Here is a 15,464-nt window from a genome sequence, read left to right as displayed (position 1 = left end):
CATCCACCCGAAGGCGCAGCCTTCTCCCATGCCCGGGTAGCTCAGGGGTAGAGCAGTGGATTGAAAATCCTCGTGTCGGTGGTTCGATTCCGCCCCCGGGCACCATTATTAAGCATTTTATCCCGATCAAGTTATTGAAAATACTAAATATTTTGTGGAATTGAGGCGGGTTGTTAAGTAAGGTTGTATCACATTTTGTATCACATGTTTCGATTCGTATGTTTATGGTCAGCGGCAACAGGACATACTATGTCGGCCTGAATACCTGAAAGCGCATCTCGATGTTGTGGTCGGCAAGGTCGAAAGCGAGACCACCAAACTTCATGATCATCCCTTTGCGTTCCAGCATCACCCCGATCCGCCGGTAGCCGAACCGGCGGCGCTTGGCCGCGACCGCTTTCATCTCCTTGCGTATTTCAGGATTATCCGGCAGGCGTTCACGCCGGACCGTCTTTGGATCGACACCGACAAGTCGGCAGGCCCGGCGTTGCGAGATGTCGTGATCCCGCATCGCCCTGAGAGCAGCCTCTCGCCGCTCAATCGGCGTCGTCAGTTCTTTCCCAGCAGATCCTTCAGAACAGCATTGTCCAGCATCGTGTCAGCCAGCAGGCGTTTAAGCCGGGCGTTCTAGTCTTCCATTGCCCTCAGCTTCGCGACCTCGGACACCTCCATGCCGCCATACTTCGATTTGTACTTATAAAAGGTGCCCTGGCTGAGGCGGTGCTTGCGGCACACCTCGGCCGTCGGCATCCCGGCTTCCTGCTCTTTGAGCATCCCGATGATTTGGACTTCACTGAAACGGCTCTTTCGCATTCGTTTGCTCCTTCGAAAGGTTGATCTGATCCCCGCAAACTGGACCGTTTGAAGGTGGAGTTTTCCGCTACGATTTCCCGGCTGGGAGAGGAGCGGAATCACATGAAGGCATCGAAGTTTTCGGACGCGCAGAAGGCGTTCATCATCAAGCAGGGCGAGGAAGGCACACCTGTTGCCGAGATCTGCCGCAAGGCTGGCATCAGCCAGGCGACCTACTTCAATTGGAAGAAGAAGTATGCGGGTTTGCTGCCGTCCGAGATGAAGCGGCTCAAGCAGCTCGAAGACGAGAACAGTCGGTTGAAGAAGATCGTGGCCGACCTGACCTTGGATCGAGAGATGCTGCAGGATGTCATCCGGCGAAAGATCTGAAGCCTGGTCGTTTGCGCGAACTGGTTCGCGGGATGTGCAGCGATTGGGCGGTCTCGATCCGAACGGCCTGTGGGGCCATCGGCTTTGACCGTTCGACGTTTCACTCCAAATCCCGCCGCGTCGATCAGGCTGCTGTGGAGAAGCGGATCAAGGAGATTTGCGAGACACGCGTGCGTTATGGTTATCGCCGGGTTCATGTGCTCCTGGACCGCGAGGGCTGGGGCATCAACATCAAGAAAGTCTATCGCATTTACAGGGAGTTGGGCATGCAACTCAGGAACAAGACGCCGAAGCGGCGGGTGAAAGCCAAGCTGCGTGATGACCGAACCAAAGCCGTTTGTCCAAACGATGTCTGGGCCATGGATTTTGTCCATGACCAGCTCGCAACGGGCAAGAAGCCTCGGATTCTGACCGTGGTGGACACGTTCTCGCGCTACGTTCCGGTGCTCGACGCTCGGTTCAGCTACCGGGGTGAAGACGTTGTCGCCACGCTGGACCGTGTATGTCGAAGATCGGGCTACCCCAAGACGATCCGGGTCGATCAGGGTAGTGAGAGTTCATCTTCCGCGACATGGACCTGTGGGCCTATCAGCGTGGCGTCACGCTCGACTTCTCACGGCCAGGAAAGCCGACGGACTACGCCTTCATCGAAGCCTTCAATGGCAAGTTCAGGGCGGAGTGTCTGAACGCGCACTGGTTCTTGACGCTTGCAGATGCTGCCGAAAAGTTGGAGGCTTGGCGTCGATACTACAACGAGGAACGGCCACACAGTGCGATCGGCAACAAAGCCCCGATCATGCTTACGAAATCAGGGAGCATCACCAGCCTGTCGCCCTGAGCGAAGCCGGAAAACTCTGCCTTCGGGCGGTCCAAGGTTGGGGTTCGGATCAACATTGAGCAAACTCTACATCAGAACGAGGGAATTTTTGGGGGGCAGGTCAGCGTCAAGAAGTCGGATTAAGAGAGCTTCTAGTAGTCAGAAAAGCTGCCATCTGGGCGCATGTTCAGGCCGTCGCCCACATAAACAGAGTTGGTGCCATCGCCACCAAGGACATCGTACAAATCAACATCTTGGGTTGATTCAATAACGGAACTACGTCTTCTCTCAATATATGCTCGCCCACGCTCTACTGCGTATCTAGTAGATTCTTTAAAGAGAGGAAGAATGCTGGCTTTTCCGACTGTGCCACAGTTCTTGCATTTCATTCTCCTCTCAAGCGAAAATATATCGTCTGTTGGTCGGTTTCGAGTGAGAATATGCGCTTCCGTTTCCGAGTTATGTCCGCAACTCCAGCATACAATTTCCGCTTTAAGACCGGCTGGTCGCCAGACGTTTGGATTGGCAACACGCTGTTTTGCTTGTTTAAACGGGACTATAAAGTCGCGGATATCCCTTTTGAATTGTGATATGCTTCGGGAAGAATGCAGCTCGACGCATACTATATCTTCATCATGCCAGACATCTCTTAATGTCAGGTCATCGTGTCTGATATTACAGCTGCCATCATCACGCTCGCGCGAGCGTTCTTCGTCACTAGCAAAATCGAAATATTTCACTCCGCCCGCAAAAATAAATTTTAATTCCCATACAAACTGCTCATAGGGATTTTTACCAATACTTATACCCAGACGTCTTGAAAATGGAACTGGTGCATCACGCGGGTCTTTGTTCCCCTCTTCATACCAGCTACCCATATGAAACACACATCTGTTCTCAGAATATTTTATTTCTCCAAGGTAGCTCTGCCAGCCGTGCATTGATCTCCAGATTCCCGCAATATCTCGGTATCTTACACCTTCACAAATAAAGCTGTCGTATGTAAATTCACATTTTTTCTCTTGTATTTCTCTATGAAAGGGACGGCGCTTCACTTTTGGACTCCGCATGATGTCTTGGATTTTGATTGAGGCCGGTTGTCCATAGTCAGTCTTTCTCGTTCATCATGCGTATTTTAGCTTGTTTGGGGTCGTAGTAGCTCTCACCAAGGCTACCATCTATAAGCCTGTTCACGGCCTCCTTGATCGTCTGGGGTAACACAAAAAACCATTCCGTGGAACGCACCGGCTTTCCAAATCTGTCTTCAATCGTGATATCAGCCCGCGCTCGATCAAAGTATGTTTGCAAAAGCTTTTCAATTTTGGATGCTTTAACGTTATATACTTTGAATTCAGCCACGACTTTCACGCCTGCCAGTAAGTAGGTTGGATCGTTCTCAGCATTGGCAATACGCGTTTTCACGGATCCCCTGGTGACGCCTATTTTATGGATATAGTTCCTTATTGGCTCAATGCGTCTATGTGTGCTCAAGGATTGCAACACATAGACTGTCCCGGTTCCGATATCTTCTTCATTCGCATTGTTTGAGAAAAGCCCACGCGTTCTGGGATCAGTAATCCTGCGGCCTTGTTCGTCTTTATAAAGCTCTGTTGCCAAGGACCGCTTCAGGTTATCTCCTTCGGTGCCATTTGAGAAAATAACCTTCATACGAGCATTCTTTTTGCCGTTTCTCTCGAATTCTTCACCAACATCTGCAATATAGGCCATAATGCCATTCAGGATAAAAAACTGACCCTTTTCAATTTCGCTTTCTTTTCGGAATGGGATAGCTTCACGAATTCCACTTTTAATCTGGAGATTGACCTCTTCAAAAAGTGGCTCGTATTCATGGAAATTTAGGCATTGAACACGCTGAGCAACATAATCGACAGCATCTGGCTTTTCTGATGAATGCTTCACATGTTTAAGGTTAAATATGTCCCCTTGTGTATCTGTGATCCTGGATAGGAAATCATCGATATCACCCGGAGCCACCTCAACCAGATCATCATCATCTGGAATAATGATATCTTCGACGGATAAATGATGGGGAGCTGTCTCGGTTTCAGGTATAAAGGTTTCGCTGGGGTCGTTCACAATATCTTGCCACTCACCCCCTAAGATATTGTTGACATCTATTGCCCTGAGTTTCTCGTTATTTCCGTATTGACGCCTCAGACGTGAAAGCTTTGTGGCCAGGCTTTTTTCATGGAAGCTGTCAGCTACGAGTGATGGCTCTCTATTATTTTCCGCAAAGAAAGCATTGATCTCAGCAAAGGTCTCAAAGATTTTTTCATCTATTCCAGCTGGACGCCCCGTATTTTTAGGCTTCACATCAGGAAGTTTTGCCAAAAAGGCATCGATTTGATCAGAACGGTCGATAGCCATAGATCTAAATGCTTTCTTTATTTCTCGGCTGCTCGTTTGCGCTTCATTTCCAGGAAGAAGTCGTAGACCTGTCCAAGATATCTTTCTGAAGGGTTCTCAGAAAGAGAGGAGGGGGGACGGCTATTCAACTCGATAAACTTTTCGAGTTTTGGAATCATCCGCGCGGCTTCTACCTCTGTAATCCTGATAGTTTTTGTAGTGATGGCGGAATTGATCTGTGCCAGGGTCGTTGTATTCAGATCCTTTGACAGGATTTCATATGCGGATCTGAATGGGTTGATCTGATCGATCAGGTCGATATCGAGTTCTTGTACGTTGATGAATTTACGCACAAGCTTCATAAGGCCAAGGTTCTTTCCTTGGGAGACTGGCTCGTCGTCTTCATCAGTTTGGTGTGCTGGCTTCAGGAGATCCTGGTTCTGGGACTCCCCGATAATATTCATCTGGGCAACCACATGCTGGCGTAATTCCTCAACTTCGGTCTCGTTGAGATGTTCGAATTTCTCTTCAATGACTTTTGGGATCAGATGAACATTGACTCGCTCGGCGGCGATGTCGGGATCAGCTGTGGCTTGTGAAGAAATCTCCGGATCCTGACAGATTGCACCGATCAGCTCATTAATATCGTTATTGATGATCGCTTTCACATTCTCTGAAGTCGGTTCCTTATAACCCTTGATGGCAACAGTGATTTCTCCGGTTGTCTCATCATAGGTCATGTCTTCTGACGCATCATCTTCGTCTTCAACACGCTTGGTGCGGAATTTGAACTTCGGGGCCAAGACCTGCTGCATAAGAAGGGATGCAGATATGGCTTTCAGAAGATCGTTCACAGCAGAGGTCACGGTGCTCTGTGTGGCGTCAGGTTCGGGAACAAGGTTGGTAAACTGAGCATGCTTTTTGCTGGGAGCATCACGTGTTGCACGACCGATGATCTGGATGATTTCAGTGAGGGAGCCTCTGTAACCCACTGTGAGAGCATGCTCACACCAGATCCAATCAAAACCTTCCTTCGCAAGATTTAGTGCGATGATGACGTCTACTTTATCCCGGTTTGTCGTATCTCTCAGTCCCGCTTGAGTGCGAAGTCTAAGCTCCGGGGCATCTTCAACCAGATCTGCAACCTTAAGAATTCGGTTCAGATCCTTATTGAATATCCGGTGGAATCCAGTCTCCTCTTCAACACCTTGGTATTCCCCAAGAAAAGAGAGGATTTCATGCACTTCCCTGTATTTATCCTTTGAGGATGCAGAATTCATGATGTGGGGGATATGGATGATCGTCTTCAAGGAGGGATCGAGGACTTCTCCAATACTTTTTGTATAGCGACCGGAATAGAAATGATATCCGATACCTAATGATTTCAGGTATTTATATCCATTCAACTGTTCATAATAGGTATAGGAAACCGAGGTGAACCTGGCTTCATCTTCAGGATCAAGAACCATGACGGCATCACCCCTGAAATAGGAACCTGTCATAGCCACAATATGCGCTGACCCACGTTTGATAAGGTCTCTGACTACTTCCCCAAGACGATTGTTTTCACCTGAAGAGGCATGATGGAACTCATCCACAGCGATGAGACAGTTATCAAAGATATCGAGAGAGAATTTCTTGAATGCTGCGCGCAATGTGGAATGTGTGCAAACAATTATGGGTTCCTGATTTCTCTCATCGAGAAAGCTTTTCAGGGTGTTTACCTTGCCTTCCAGGACAGCGCCTTCTTCAAGTGTTCCGACATCGAGACAGAGGTTCCATTGATTGGGCACGATCCAATCTGAAAAGAAGCCATGCTCTTTCAGCATTGTGGTCTTAAAGGAGCTGCCGATAGACTTTTCCGGCACGGCTACGATCACCTTACGGATTCCCTGGTTATGAAGCTTATCCAGTCCAAGAAACATCAGAGCACGAGACTTACCTGAAGCAGGGGGTGCTTTTACAAGAATATATTGCTCATCTCGCTTTGCAAAAACACGAGCCTGCATGGGACGCATACCCATAGTGTTGAACTGCTGGCTGTTGCCCGTCTGGCCATAGGTAACATGGATCGCATCTTTCATTTTCTTCCTTCTCCTACTTCCCCTAGACCGAGACCATGCTGCCTGTTACTTGAAAATACGAAACACCCAACGATAGGCTCGTACAGATGGAACATCTAGAAAAAATCCAAGACACCCTTGTTGTCCCGGCTAGACCACAAGGTTTTCAAGATGTATTTCTGGGGCAAAGGAAATGGACCAATATACGTTTGCACAAAGATAAAGTGCAAAACATAGTATATTTGGCGGCCTATGTGACAAAGCCTGTATCTGCCATTACGCACTATGCTGAAGTGGAGCGAATTGAGAACTCTGAGAAAGAGGGTCGCTATACAATCTACTTTAAAGGGTCCCCCGTGGAAATAAAGCACATCGGCATTCCAAAAATGTTTGGAATAGGGCTTCAGGGCCCGCGCTATACGACAATAGAAAAACTCTTGGCCGCGCATGATTTAAACTCTGTTTTTAAATAGAGATTCATATTCTGATAGCAAAAAATCTAATCGTTCCGTGTCGTTATATAAATAATGACCTGATAGAATTTCTTCTATAACTCGATCATTTTCTATATGAGCTTCGTAAAGTTTAGGGAAGTCAACACTCATTCGATTCGGATCATAAAGTGTATTTATTTGATGCTCAAAATATGCATCTCTCGCTAAGAGTATGTTTTTTCCAAGCTCTTCGATAGCCTTATATTGTTGTTCTGTAGGTTTTTGGATTGGGAAGGTATGCCATCCTAACGTGTTTGAGTATCGTATATCTGTCTTGAATCTTCCACAGACGGAGCTGATCCATACGAAATGAAGCTTTGAGGAAGCAATGGCAAAAGTTCCAAAGTCTGCCCCGTTTATTGCAAGAGAAGGAGCAATAACAACATCATCAGCCTCTAAGAAGCCAACAGTAAACCATTTACGTTTATCTGTCGTAAGGTTTGGAATTATAAGTTTTCTCTGATCTGTGTGTCGCACCTCCGAAAATCTATAAGAAACACTTGCAAGTTTCTGTGTGGCCTCTCGCTTGCTATCTAATCTATTTTTCCTTGTTTCATATATGCGATTTTCTAGATAAGGAATTTTCATCGCCTCATCTAAGTCCTTGTGGTTAATCCAAATTCCATAGCGAACAATACCTTTAATAAACTCCTGCCCACCATATATCCTCTTAATGAACTTGAGCGCGTTCGGATATTCAGATACGATTGTGTTTGCCTCATCGGGCGATAGTAATAATCCACCTCCATCATTAGCCATACTGCCGTAATCCATTTCAGGAAGAAAGCTTAGAGGTTTCTTCCTTGGCGTAATATAAGTGATTGTTCCGGATGTTAAGTAAGGAGTTATATTGTCAACATATTTTAATGTATTGTCCGAATAAATAGTCGGTCGATAACCGTGAGACCCGTTCCCAATTCCAATGATGACACAAACCACTCCAGCATTCTTGAGCGCGCTATTCTTCCATTTAAAGGATGTGTGAGCGAAGATAATTTTTATATTTAGTTTATTGAGTGCAGACCAAAGAAGCGATACCTGCTCCCCTTGTGAAATTGAATTAGTAGAAACAAGGGCTGCAAATACATTATTATGCTTGTGCATATATGTTGAAGACTTCAGGAACCAACCAGCTACGTAATCTAGGTTTGCATATTTGCTGGTGTAGGCTGAAAACACCTTCTCCATATCTTCCTGTTGCTCTTCGTTCCTTTTTTGCCTCCCCAGATAAGGTGGATTGCCAACAATATAGGTTTCGACTTCTGAATCGTCTGAATGAGGACAGACGTCTTCCCAAGAGATACGCAATGCGTTTCCCTGTTGAATTGTGTTTGTGTCCTTGAGGGGCAGGGAGGGTGCAAACTTACCAAATTCGTCTTCATAACGCTTGTTCATCTGGTATTCAGCAATCCAGAGTGAGAGCTTTGCTGTCTCTGCTGCGAAGTCGATGTACTCGATGCCGAAAAAGTTTTTCAGATCGACATGGGACCACAGACCAGCTGAGAAGTCAGAGATCTCTGCAAGACGCCTGATAACCTGGATTTCAATATTTCTAAGCTCACGATAAGCAATCACAAGGAAGTTGCCAGATCCACATGCCGGATCGAAGACACGGATCTTCATCAAGCGTTGCAAGATAGCCTGAAGGCCTTTTTTGGAGTTCCAGTTTGCGTTTACTTGGTCTTGAAGGTCGTTCAGGAAGAGGGGTTTCAACAGCTTGAGAATGTTTGAAACCGAAGTGTAATGCATACCCAGCTCGCCGCGCTGGTCTTGATGCACGATAGCCTGGATCATCGAGCCGAAGATGTCAGGATTGATCTCTTTCCAATCAAGGACACCAGCATCCAGCAGATAGCGTACAGACCCCCTTAGAAAGCGCGGAACCTGTGGGTTTCCACGAAAGAGCCCACCGTTTACGTGAGGAAACTTCTGGGTGTAGCCTGGAAGACCGGATCGAACTTCAGCTCCAGCATCATGAGCCATAGCAGTAAAGATGGCTTCAATAACAGGTTTTGCCTGTTCACTGTCATTTTCGCAATAAAGACGGACGGTACTTGAAAAGATGTCTTTCGGAATAATCCCGGTGTCTTCTGCGAACAAACAGAAAATAATCTGGGTAATGAAATGGTTGAGAGTATGACGCATCTCATCTGTTTTCCAGTCCGGATTGTCCTGGAGGATGCTGTCGTAAAACTTGGTCAGGCGTTTCGTTGCCTGAATATCAATAGGGTTTTCTTCAATCTCTTTTTCAAAGAAGATCCCTGCCAGAGATAAGAAGGAGGCAAAATGAATATCGATCTCGTCAAAATTACAATTAACAGTGTTGCCCGTATTGAGATCATGAGCACTGAACTCTTCCCCATCTGTCGAGATGACAAACCGGACTTTATACTTACTGGTGGCCTGAGAATTTCTGAGCTCAGTGATAACAGAGGGAACCATGCCTTTGTCGGCCAGCTTGTAATGCAGGTTTCTCCGCCAGAGCACTCCACCAGAGATATCTGAAAGGTTCTGGTGATCACCCTTTAACTGCTGAATAAGGGATTTTGGCGCGTCATAGGCCTTCAAAAAGTCAATAATGAAGGTCTTTGGGTTAAATCCTTTAGATACAAGTGACTTAACACTCTCTTCAATCTCAAACGCGTTCATCTGCAAAATCCTGCTGTTCGTGTACACGTAACAGAACAACATCTCAGATTGTAACCACAAGTGCTTTCTCGCTTGTGGTGCCTAAACGCTTAAGCAGACAGCCTCATGATGGGCTCGTCATCGTCATTAACAGGCTCATAAACGGAATCTTCTTCAGATCTTCATTCTTTATCATTGATTTCATGTAGGATTCCTTTTTGTTCTTCTTAAATCTGATTTAGTAAATTTTATGCAAGAAAGATGCATAGTTTAGGCTTCAGGCATAAACTTCTTGTAGTAATAATTTTAAGAATATATAAATTTTGAAAGTGGGATATAATCATGGAGAATCGCGTTGGGTATTGAAAACATAAGCCTTGAAGGTCTCGAAATCGCAGAGCTTCAAGAGCTGCGGGATATGGTGACAGATCGTATCGACGAGATCAAAAAAGAGAACAAGAAGCGGCTGATGGAAATCATGGAAGCCGAGGCTGCGAAGCTTGGTATTCCTATAAGTGAGATCTTGTCATCGGGGTCCAAATCAAAAGAGCCGCGCAAGACTGTCAAAGCAAAGTATCGTAATGAGCACGGTAAAGAGTGGTCCGGCAGGGGTCCCAATGCGCCCGCATGGGTTCTGGAACATCTCGGTGTCGAAAAGATTGATCGTCAAGATCCAGAACAGGCAAAGAAGCTGGAAGAACTTCTGGTGGATAAAGACTGAAAAATCAGTCTGTAAAAGATGGCAATTTGTACGAGCAAGTTGCCATTAATTTCCAGACTGGAAATCCGCGATATTCTGATATACGAGTATCGCCATGGCAGATCTGAAGACAACAATAACCACCAGATAATCGCCCAAAGTTTCCTTGGGCGACTGGTGTTCGTCTGCTTGTGCCTTTATCCCAAATAGCCAACGTTCACTTGTCGCTCGCCTTAATTTTAAGGAGAAATCTACATGCGACGAAACGAGTTAAATAAGAAAAAATGGTACTGTTCAGATCCGCACTTTGGTCATGATAATATTGTGAAATTCTGCAATCGACCTTTCAAAAATGCAGATGAAGCCGACGAAATCATCTTGAGGAATCTTAACGAAAGGGTCGGCCCAGGAGACCAACTATGGCTGCTTGGTGATTTTGCACTCGGTCACAAAAAGCTAGATAAAAAATGGTTGCAGGAGATGTTTGATAGGCTTCCAGGAGCTGAACAGCATCTGATTATCGGCAACCACGATGATGAGATCGTTCAATCTCTGCCTTGGAGCAGTGTTGCTTATATGGCCGAAGTTAGGGATGGATCACAAAGAAATTACAACACGCTTTTTCATTATCCAATGCTGACATGGAATCATGCGAGAAGAGGGGCTTACTGCCTCTTCGGTCATGTTCATGACAACTTTTTGGGAACACGAAATTGCGTAAACGTCGGGCTTGATGTCTGGGACTTCTATCCTGTTTCTTTTGATGAGATTGAACACCGCTCAAAGACGCTCCCGATGAATAAACACTGGCACGAAGTCGAACCAGGAACCACAATTTTTGGTGAGCAGATTGATTATTACTGATTTCTGAAGACAAAAGATTAAAGGGACCGATCTGGTCCCTTCTGCTTTCTCAAACAATCATTTCAATTCTGTTTGCTTTACATCCGGCTTTGATACGTTTCTCTTCGATATAGAATTGAAGAGTTCTCACAGCTATCCAGAAATCGCTGTCTGTGAGATAAGGACGAATGTTTACAGTTTTTGTCTTGGATTTCGATTTGACCTCGATCTCGACACCAAAGCTCAGGAAATATTCGTGAACTGAAAATCTCATATTGGCAAACATACGATCATCGCAATAATTTCTATTCAACGACATAATAGCTCGTCGGATCACAAGAAATACAAAATCAGTAGACGTGATCGTAGCTCCATTTGATGCCTTGATGAATTTATAGAGTTCTTGATCGATCTGCTCGATGGACGAGATTTCCTTCAGGCCGTTCAAGGAGACGAAAATATCTTTAACGTTAACCATTTTTCACAGTCTCTCGGATCTAAGGCTGGAAAGCGCACATTCCCATGTCACCTGATGCAAATCTGAGGCAGCACCAGCCAAAGCCGCCTGATCGTTCTCTATGACGCCTGGAGTGAGTAGAAACAATATCTGCACTTCCAGGCGTCAGCTGGCATATCTGCAATCCCTTTTCCGGGGTTCCAAGTCTTCTCTTCCTTTTGAAAGATTGCTGAAAAAGTCATTCTGGAAGAGTTTTCTGAAAGCTTTGGTATTTGTGATCCCCAGCTCGCTTGCCATTCGAGAAGTCTTGTATTTGTACTTCGGACGTCCTCAAAAAGTAATGGTAGACAATCACATTCATTTTCAGCACCAAGGCGGCTGGATTGAAGTTGTTGCCTATTTTGTAATGCTTGTCCTAGGGCTTGTTGACGGTCAGCGTAGACGGATGACTGTCGCGGCGATGGCGATGAAGGCGGAGAAACTGCTGTCTGTCTTGCAGCAGCGCGTGGCGATACCCCTGAATTCTTTGAGCTTTCCGAAGAAATTCTCGATCAAGTGCCGCCATTTGTAGGTGTCGCGGTCGAAGTCTGCCGGAAAGCGGCGGTTGGATTTGGGGGGAATGATCGGTTCGATCCCGGCTCCCACCAGCTCTTCGCGGACCCAGTTGGCGTCGAACGCGCGATCGGCGAGGAACTGGCCGCAAGACAGCCCTTCGAGCAGCGCCGCCGTGCCGCGCAAATCGTGGGCCTGCCCCGGCAGCAGGCGGAAGTCGACCAGGTTGCCGAGCGCATCGGTCAGGGCCATGATCTTGGTCGTTATACCGCCGCGAGAACGCCCGATGGCCTGGCCCTGAGTCCCCCTTTTGCGCCCTGTCCGTGGCGGTGGACCTTGACGATAGAACCGTCGATCATCGCGTATTCGAAGTCCGCGTCCTCGGCCAAGGCACTGAACATACGATAGAATGCGTCGGCCTTTACCCAGCGACGAAACCGCTTGAACACAGAGTTCCACTTGCCGAACTCGCTCGGCAAGTCACGCCACGGACAGCCCGTGCGGACAATCCACAACACCGCTTCGACGAACAGCCGAGGATCGGGGCCGGTGCGCCCGGGATCACATTCCCGGCCAAGACAGTGCGGGGCGATGATCGCCCATTGCGTGTCGGTCAATGTCATTCGGATCAAGGTCACCTCCCATTTGGTAACCTTGAATCATTCAATCCCTGATTTGGGAATCCTTAAACGTCAACAGACCCTAGTTTCTATTGTCACAATTTTCATTGTAAAATCTGTTAGAACAAGAAAACAGAAGATTATGCCTGAAGCATAAAGAAACCCTGAAAATGGTAGGTATGATTACCCATTTTGTAGTTTTGGGTAACGAAACCTACCATTTTTACAAGAGCCTCTTGTAAGAATTGACTAGCAGTCAACCAAAACATATGTTGATGGCGAGGATGGACGAGATGGTCAAAGGCAGCAAAACACACTTTATGGGGTTGACTGGAAACCCGATGGGCACGCGCCGCAAGGTGAAACGTGGCTCTAAAGTTGTGGAAACTTACAAAAAACGTATTAAATTCAATGTTGTGACATCCTTAAGGGTTTCAGGACAAGACATTAAAGCTGCTGCTTACAAAAGGAAGTTTCCTCTCTATCGGGATCCAGAGCTCGATGTGAGAACAGCTACCGCCGTTGCCTCGATCTATGAAGCGATGGCCGCAACCGTGCTACCGTCATCACCTCAGATTACCCAAGCAAAGAGCCCCTATGCAGGCCTGACCGCTTTGGAAAGCGATGATATGTGGTTTGGCCATCCCAAGGATATGTCAGACGAAGATCTCGCATTTTTTGGCTTGGAGAAGTAATCCTTTGCCAAAACGAGAACGGGCTAACAAAGATCCTGCTGATCCAAACAGACAGCGTGGTCAAGAGCTGGTTCCTGTTCCTCAAGGTTCCGTTTACGGCTTCAATTTTCCCTTCGGCGGGACAGCACAGCATCCTCACCCAGGCATCGCAATCAAATCTGCTATTGGTATGCGCGAGGGTATCGAGAAAGTCGGTGTCATAGCTCTGGCGATCACGCATAGTGAGCAGGATGTCACCTGGAAAGACAAGAAAGCTGTATTGATACCTGATGATGAAAAGGTAGCCATGGGTCTTGATGGGGCTCAGCAGTGGGTTTGCTTGTTCGAGCAGGTGTTAGCTTACTTTCCCGATGATATCAAAACCATCAAATCGGCCAAAAGTTCCTATTTAGGACAGGCTTCTGAAGAGTTCACAAGATCAATTCTTGAGGCGTGGAATGACTTTCGGAAAAGCTGAATCGATCTTCTTTCAACAGTAAGCGGTGCGCTAGCCCCGTGGTTTCGGCTTGATGTGACTTCGGGCATTCCGTCGTGCAACTGAGTTTGCGGGAGGCTGGCCGTGGAGCGCCAAAACGAGCACCGGATGGAGGTGCGGGGGCCGAGGGGAGTGTCGCGGATCGAGGTCCTTGATGGCCCCACCGGGCGTCGGCGTTGGCCGGATGATCTCAAGGCGCGGATTGTGGCCGAGAGTTTTCAGCCCGGCGCGCGGGTCTGCGATGTTGCGGCGAAGTATGGGTTGATTGCCCGGCACCTTTCCGGATGGCGCGGTCTTGCGCGCAAGGGGGAGCTGGTGGTGCCAATGGATGCGGTCCCAGCCTTTGAGCCGCTGGTGATCGAGCCATCGGTTGATGCCGCTGCCGCTACTGCGTCGGCCGACGCGGACGTGATCAAGGTCGAGATCTGTGGGGCCGTTCTGCATGTGACGCCGGATTGCAGCCCAGACCGCGCGGCAGCCTTGGTGGCGGCGCTGAGGAAGGTGCTGTGATCTTTCCGGATCAGGCCGTAAGGATAGTAATCACGACCAAGCCGGTAGACTTCCGCAAAGGGCACGACGGGCTGGCAGCCATGGCACATTCCGAGCTGGGCTTTGCGCCGAAGGCGGGGGTGATGGTGGTGTTCAGGTCCAAGCGTGGCGACAGAGTCAAGGTTCTGTTCTGGGACGGCAGTGGCATCGTGATGATCTACAAGCGGCTGGAGCAGGGCGGCTTCGCCTGGCCAAAGGTGGGTGACGGCGTCATGCGGCTGTCGCGGGTGCAGTTCGAGGCGCTGTTTGCAGGGCTTGACTGGCGCCGCATCCATACGCCCAGACCGACCCCGCCCACCGCGACAGAATGACTCGGATCGCCTTGTAAATATGGGCAGTCGTGGGGGCATGCGGTATAAATCGCCATGTCTGCGCCCGCCGATCTCCCCTTTGATCTGGACAGCCTTCCGCCTGCCGTGCGTGAGGCCTTCGCGGCCATGCAGGCCAGGGTCGCCGGGCTGGAGGCGCAGACCGAGCGCCAAGATTACCTGATCGCCGAGCTGCGTCATGCGCTTTATGGCAAGCGGTCCGAGCATCTTCCCCCCGATGCGCGTCAGCTGGCGTTTGAGGATCTGGAAACAGCGGTCGCCGAGGCCGAGGCCGTGCGGGATGCGCTGGTCGAACGCAATGCTGATGGTAAACCAAGACGCCCGACCGTGCATTCCTACAGTATGATGCATCGGACCCAGAGAACCGCTTGGTGACTGCAGAACTGGAAGCCCGTTGGAACCGGATGCTTCAACGGGTCCAGGAGATCGAGCAGAAGCTTTATCAGGCTTTCATCCAATCCCTTTTATGCGGCTTTCCCTTTGATATGCTTAAGAGAAGGATCAATCTTGAGCTTATTTGTCAGCTTTTCAAATGCAGAAATTAAAGTCTGCTGATCAACAGCAGAGCCCGTTATCTTTTTGGCTTCCAAAGCCAAGATATCTGAGTTCATTTAAACTTGTGGGAGGGAGATTCTAGCTTTCCTGAGGAGAGCATCACGAGCTTGCATATACCTGTTTTTCCAGCAATCTAGA

14 protein-coding genes, 1 tRNA gene and 3 pseudogenes are annotated in these 15,464 nt (G+C 48.1%); 10 read left to right on the top strand and 8 right to left on the bottom strand.

Annotated elements, in window-relative coordinates:
• The first annotated feature begins 30 nt into the window (after positions 1-30).
• A tRNA-Phe gene (locus ROSMUCSMR3_RS14530) sits at positions 31-105 on the top strand.
• Between the two features lie 217 nt (positions 106-322).
• Here ROSMUCSMR3_RS14530 and ROSMUCSMR3_RS14525 read toward each other — a convergent pair.
• Positions 323-813: pseudogene (locus ROSMUCSMR3_RS14525) on the bottom strand (transposase); the annotation flags it as partial.
• A gap of 102 nt (positions 814-915) precedes the next feature.
• On the opposite strand from ROSMUCSMR3_RS14525, the pseudogene ROSMUCSMR3_RS14520 reads away from it, so the two are divergent.
• Positions 916-2,020 (top strand): annotated as a pseudogene (locus ROSMUCSMR3_RS14520) (IS3 family transposase).
• Between the two features lie 131 nt (positions 2,021-2,151).
• Here the strand turns inward: ROSMUCSMR3_RS14520 and ROSMUCSMR3_RS21255 are convergent.
• Genes ROSMUCSMR3_RS21255 through ROSMUCSMR3_RS14510 form a run of 3 tightly spaced genes read right to left on the bottom strand, consistent with a single transcriptional unit; the run spans position 2,152 to position 6,450 of the window.
• Positions 2,152-3,069, bottom strand: a complete 918-nt coding sequence (locus ROSMUCSMR3_RS21255; RefSeq protein WP_217521278.1) for a hypothetical protein — start codon at positions 3,067-3,069, stop codon at positions 2,152-2,154.
• 37 nt (positions 3,070-3,106) lie between these two features.
• Positions 3,107-4,387 carry a GIY-YIG nuclease family protein gene (locus tag ROSMUCSMR3_RS14515; RefSeq protein WP_081507775.1) on the bottom strand — a complete coding sequence of 427 codons (1,281 nt, stop codon included), beginning with the start codon at positions 4,385-4,387 and terminating at the stop codon, positions 3,107-3,109.
• A 17-nt stretch (positions 4,388-4,404) separates the two neighbouring features.
• A complete protein-coding gene (locus ROSMUCSMR3_RS14510; protein WP_081507774.1) occupies positions 4,405-6,450 on the bottom strand; it encodes a DEAD/DEAH box helicase in 2,046 nt (681 codons plus the stop codon).
• Positions 6,451-6,536: 86 nt separating this feature from the next.
• Here ROSMUCSMR3_RS14510 and ROSMUCSMR3_RS21250 point away from each other — a divergent pair, with 86 nt between their 5' ends.
• A complete protein-coding gene (locus tag ROSMUCSMR3_RS21250; RefSeq protein WP_157667334.1) occupies positions 6,537-6,902 on the top strand; it encodes a hypothetical protein in 366 nt (121 codons plus the stop codon).
• Here ROSMUCSMR3_RS21250 and ROSMUCSMR3_RS14500 read toward each other — a convergent pair.
• The gene (locus tag ROSMUCSMR3_RS14500; RefSeq protein WP_157667333.1) at positions 6,882-9,572 is read right to left on the bottom strand and encodes a class I SAM-dependent DNA methyltransferase; all 2,691 of its coding nucleotides are present in this window, start codon (positions 9,570-9,572) and stop codon (positions 6,882-6,884) included. The genes ROSMUCSMR3_RS21250 and ROSMUCSMR3_RS14500 overlap by 21 nt on opposite strands.
• Positions 9,573-9,906: 334 nt before the next feature.
• Between ROSMUCSMR3_RS14500 and ROSMUCSMR3_RS14495 the strand changes: the two genes are divergently transcribed.
• The gene (locus tag ROSMUCSMR3_RS14495; RefSeq protein WP_081507771.1) at positions 9,907-10,272 is read left to right on the top strand and encodes an H-NS family nucleoid-associated regulatory protein; all 366 of its coding nucleotides are present in this window, start codon (positions 9,907-9,909) and stop codon (positions 10,270-10,272) included.
• Between the two features lie 234 nt (positions 10,273-10,506).
• On the top strand, positions 10,507-11,115 hold the full coding sequence (locus ROSMUCSMR3_RS14490; protein WP_081507770.1) for a metallophosphoesterase: 609 nt from the start codon (positions 10,507-10,509) through the stop codon (positions 11,113-11,115).
• A gap of 49 nt (positions 11,116-11,164) precedes the next feature.
• Here the strand turns inward: ROSMUCSMR3_RS14490 and ROSMUCSMR3_RS14485 are convergent, their stop codons facing one another.
• Together ROSMUCSMR3_RS14485 and ROSMUCSMR3_RS14480 are read right to left on the bottom strand one after the other, a co-directional pair.
• On the bottom strand, positions 11,165-11,542 hold the full coding sequence (locus ROSMUCSMR3_RS14485; RefSeq protein WP_157667332.1) for a hypothetical protein: 378 nt from the start codon (positions 11,540-11,542) through the stop codon (positions 11,165-11,167).
• Positions 11,543-11,983: 441 nt separating this feature from the next.
• A pseudogene (locus tag ROSMUCSMR3_RS14480) lies at positions 11,984-12,726 on the bottom strand (IS5 family transposase).
• 281 nt (positions 12,727-13,007) lie between these two features.
• Between ROSMUCSMR3_RS14480 and ROSMUCSMR3_RS14475 the strand changes: the two are divergent.
• From ROSMUCSMR3_RS14475 to ROSMUCSMR3_RS21030, 5 genes are all read left to right on the top strand, one after another.
• Entirely contained in the window at positions 13,008-13,418 is a 411-nt protein-coding gene (locus ROSMUCSMR3_RS14475) for a hypothetical protein (protein WP_157667331.1), read from the top strand.
• A gap of 4 nt (positions 13,419-13,422) precedes the next feature.
• Complete coding sequence (locus tag ROSMUCSMR3_RS21245) at positions 13,423-13,875, top strand: hypothetical protein (protein WP_157667330.1); 453 nt, start codon at positions 13,423-13,425, stop codon at positions 13,873-13,875.
• Between the two features lie 102 nt (positions 13,876-13,977).
• A complete protein-coding gene (gene tnpA / locus ROSMUCSMR3_RS14465; RefSeq protein WP_237183456.1) occupies positions 13,978-14,403 on the top strand; it encodes an IS66-like element accessory protein TnpA in 426 nt (141 codons plus the stop codon).
• The gene (gene tnpB / locus ROSMUCSMR3_RS14460) at positions 14,400-14,753 is read left to right on the top strand and encodes an IS66 family insertion sequence element accessory protein TnpB (protein ID WP_157667329.1); all 354 of its coding nucleotides are present in this window, start codon (positions 14,400-14,402) and stop codon (positions 14,751-14,753) included. Before tnpA ends, tnpB begins: the two co-directional genes overlap by 4 nt.
• 54 nt (positions 14,754-14,807) lie before the next feature.
• On the top strand, positions 14,808-15,146 hold the full coding sequence (locus tag ROSMUCSMR3_RS21030; protein ID WP_087148882.1) for a hypothetical protein: 339 nt from the start codon (positions 14,808-14,810) through the stop codon (positions 15,144-15,146).
• Between the two features lie 89 nt (positions 15,147-15,235).
• Here ROSMUCSMR3_RS21030 and ROSMUCSMR3_RS21240 read toward each other — a convergent pair whose 3' ends face one another.
• On the bottom strand, positions 15,236-15,382 hold the full coding sequence (locus ROSMUCSMR3_RS21240) for a hypothetical protein (RefSeq protein ID WP_157667328.1): 147 nt from the start codon (positions 15,380-15,382) through the stop codon (positions 15,236-15,238).
• Positions 15,383-15,464 lie beyond the last annotated feature (82 nt).

The sequence above is a fragment of the Roseovarius mucosus genome (assembly GCF_002080415.1).
GTDB classification, from domain to species: Bacteria; Pseudomonadota; Alphaproteobacteria; order Rhodobacterales; family Rhodobacteraceae; genus Roseovarius; species Roseovarius mucosus_A.
Note: the sequence above shows the minus strand (reverse complement) of the source record. Positions and strands in the feature narration are given on the sequence as shown.

Excerpts from the sequence above, each read along its gene's own strand:
- ROSMUCSMR3_RS21030 (WP_087148882.1), top strand. The coding sequence starts at position 14,808 with ATGTCTGCGCCCGCCGATCTCCCCTTTGATCTGGACAGCCTTCCGCCT.
- ROSMUCSMR3_RS14510 (WP_081507774.1), bottom strand. The coding sequence starts at position 6,450 with ATGAAAGATGCGATCCATGTTACCTATGGCCAGACGGGCAACAGCCAG.
- ROSMUCSMR3_RS14515 (WP_081507775.1), bottom strand. The coding sequence starts at position 4,387 with ATGGCTATCGACCGTTCTGATCAAATCGATGCCTTTTTGGCAAAACTT.
- ROSMUCSMR3_RS14475 (WP_157667331.1), top strand. The coding sequence starts at position 13,008 with ATGGACGAGATGGTCAAAGGCAGCAAAACACACTTTATGGGGTTGACT.
- ROSMUCSMR3_RS21240 (WP_157667328.1), bottom strand. The coding sequence starts at position 15,382 with ATGAACTCAGATATCTTGGCTTTGGAAGCCAAAAAGATAACGGGCTCT.
- ROSMUCSMR3_RS14500 (WP_157667333.1), bottom strand. The coding sequence starts at position 9,572 with ATGAACGCGTTTGAGATTGAAGAGAGTGTTAAGTCACTTGTATCTAAA.
- ROSMUCSMR3_RS14490 (WP_081507770.1), top strand. The coding sequence starts at position 10,507 with ATGCGACGAAACGAGTTAAATAAGAAAAAATGGTACTGTTCAGATCCG.
- ROSMUCSMR3_RS21255 (WP_217521278.1), bottom strand. The coding sequence starts at position 3,069 with ATGCGGAGTCCAAAAGTGAAGCGCCGTCCCTTTCATAGAGAAATACAA.
- ROSMUCSMR3_RS21250 (WP_157667334.1), top strand. The coding sequence starts at position 6,537 with ATGGAACATCTAGAAAAAATCCAAGACACCCTTGTTGTCCCGGCTAGA.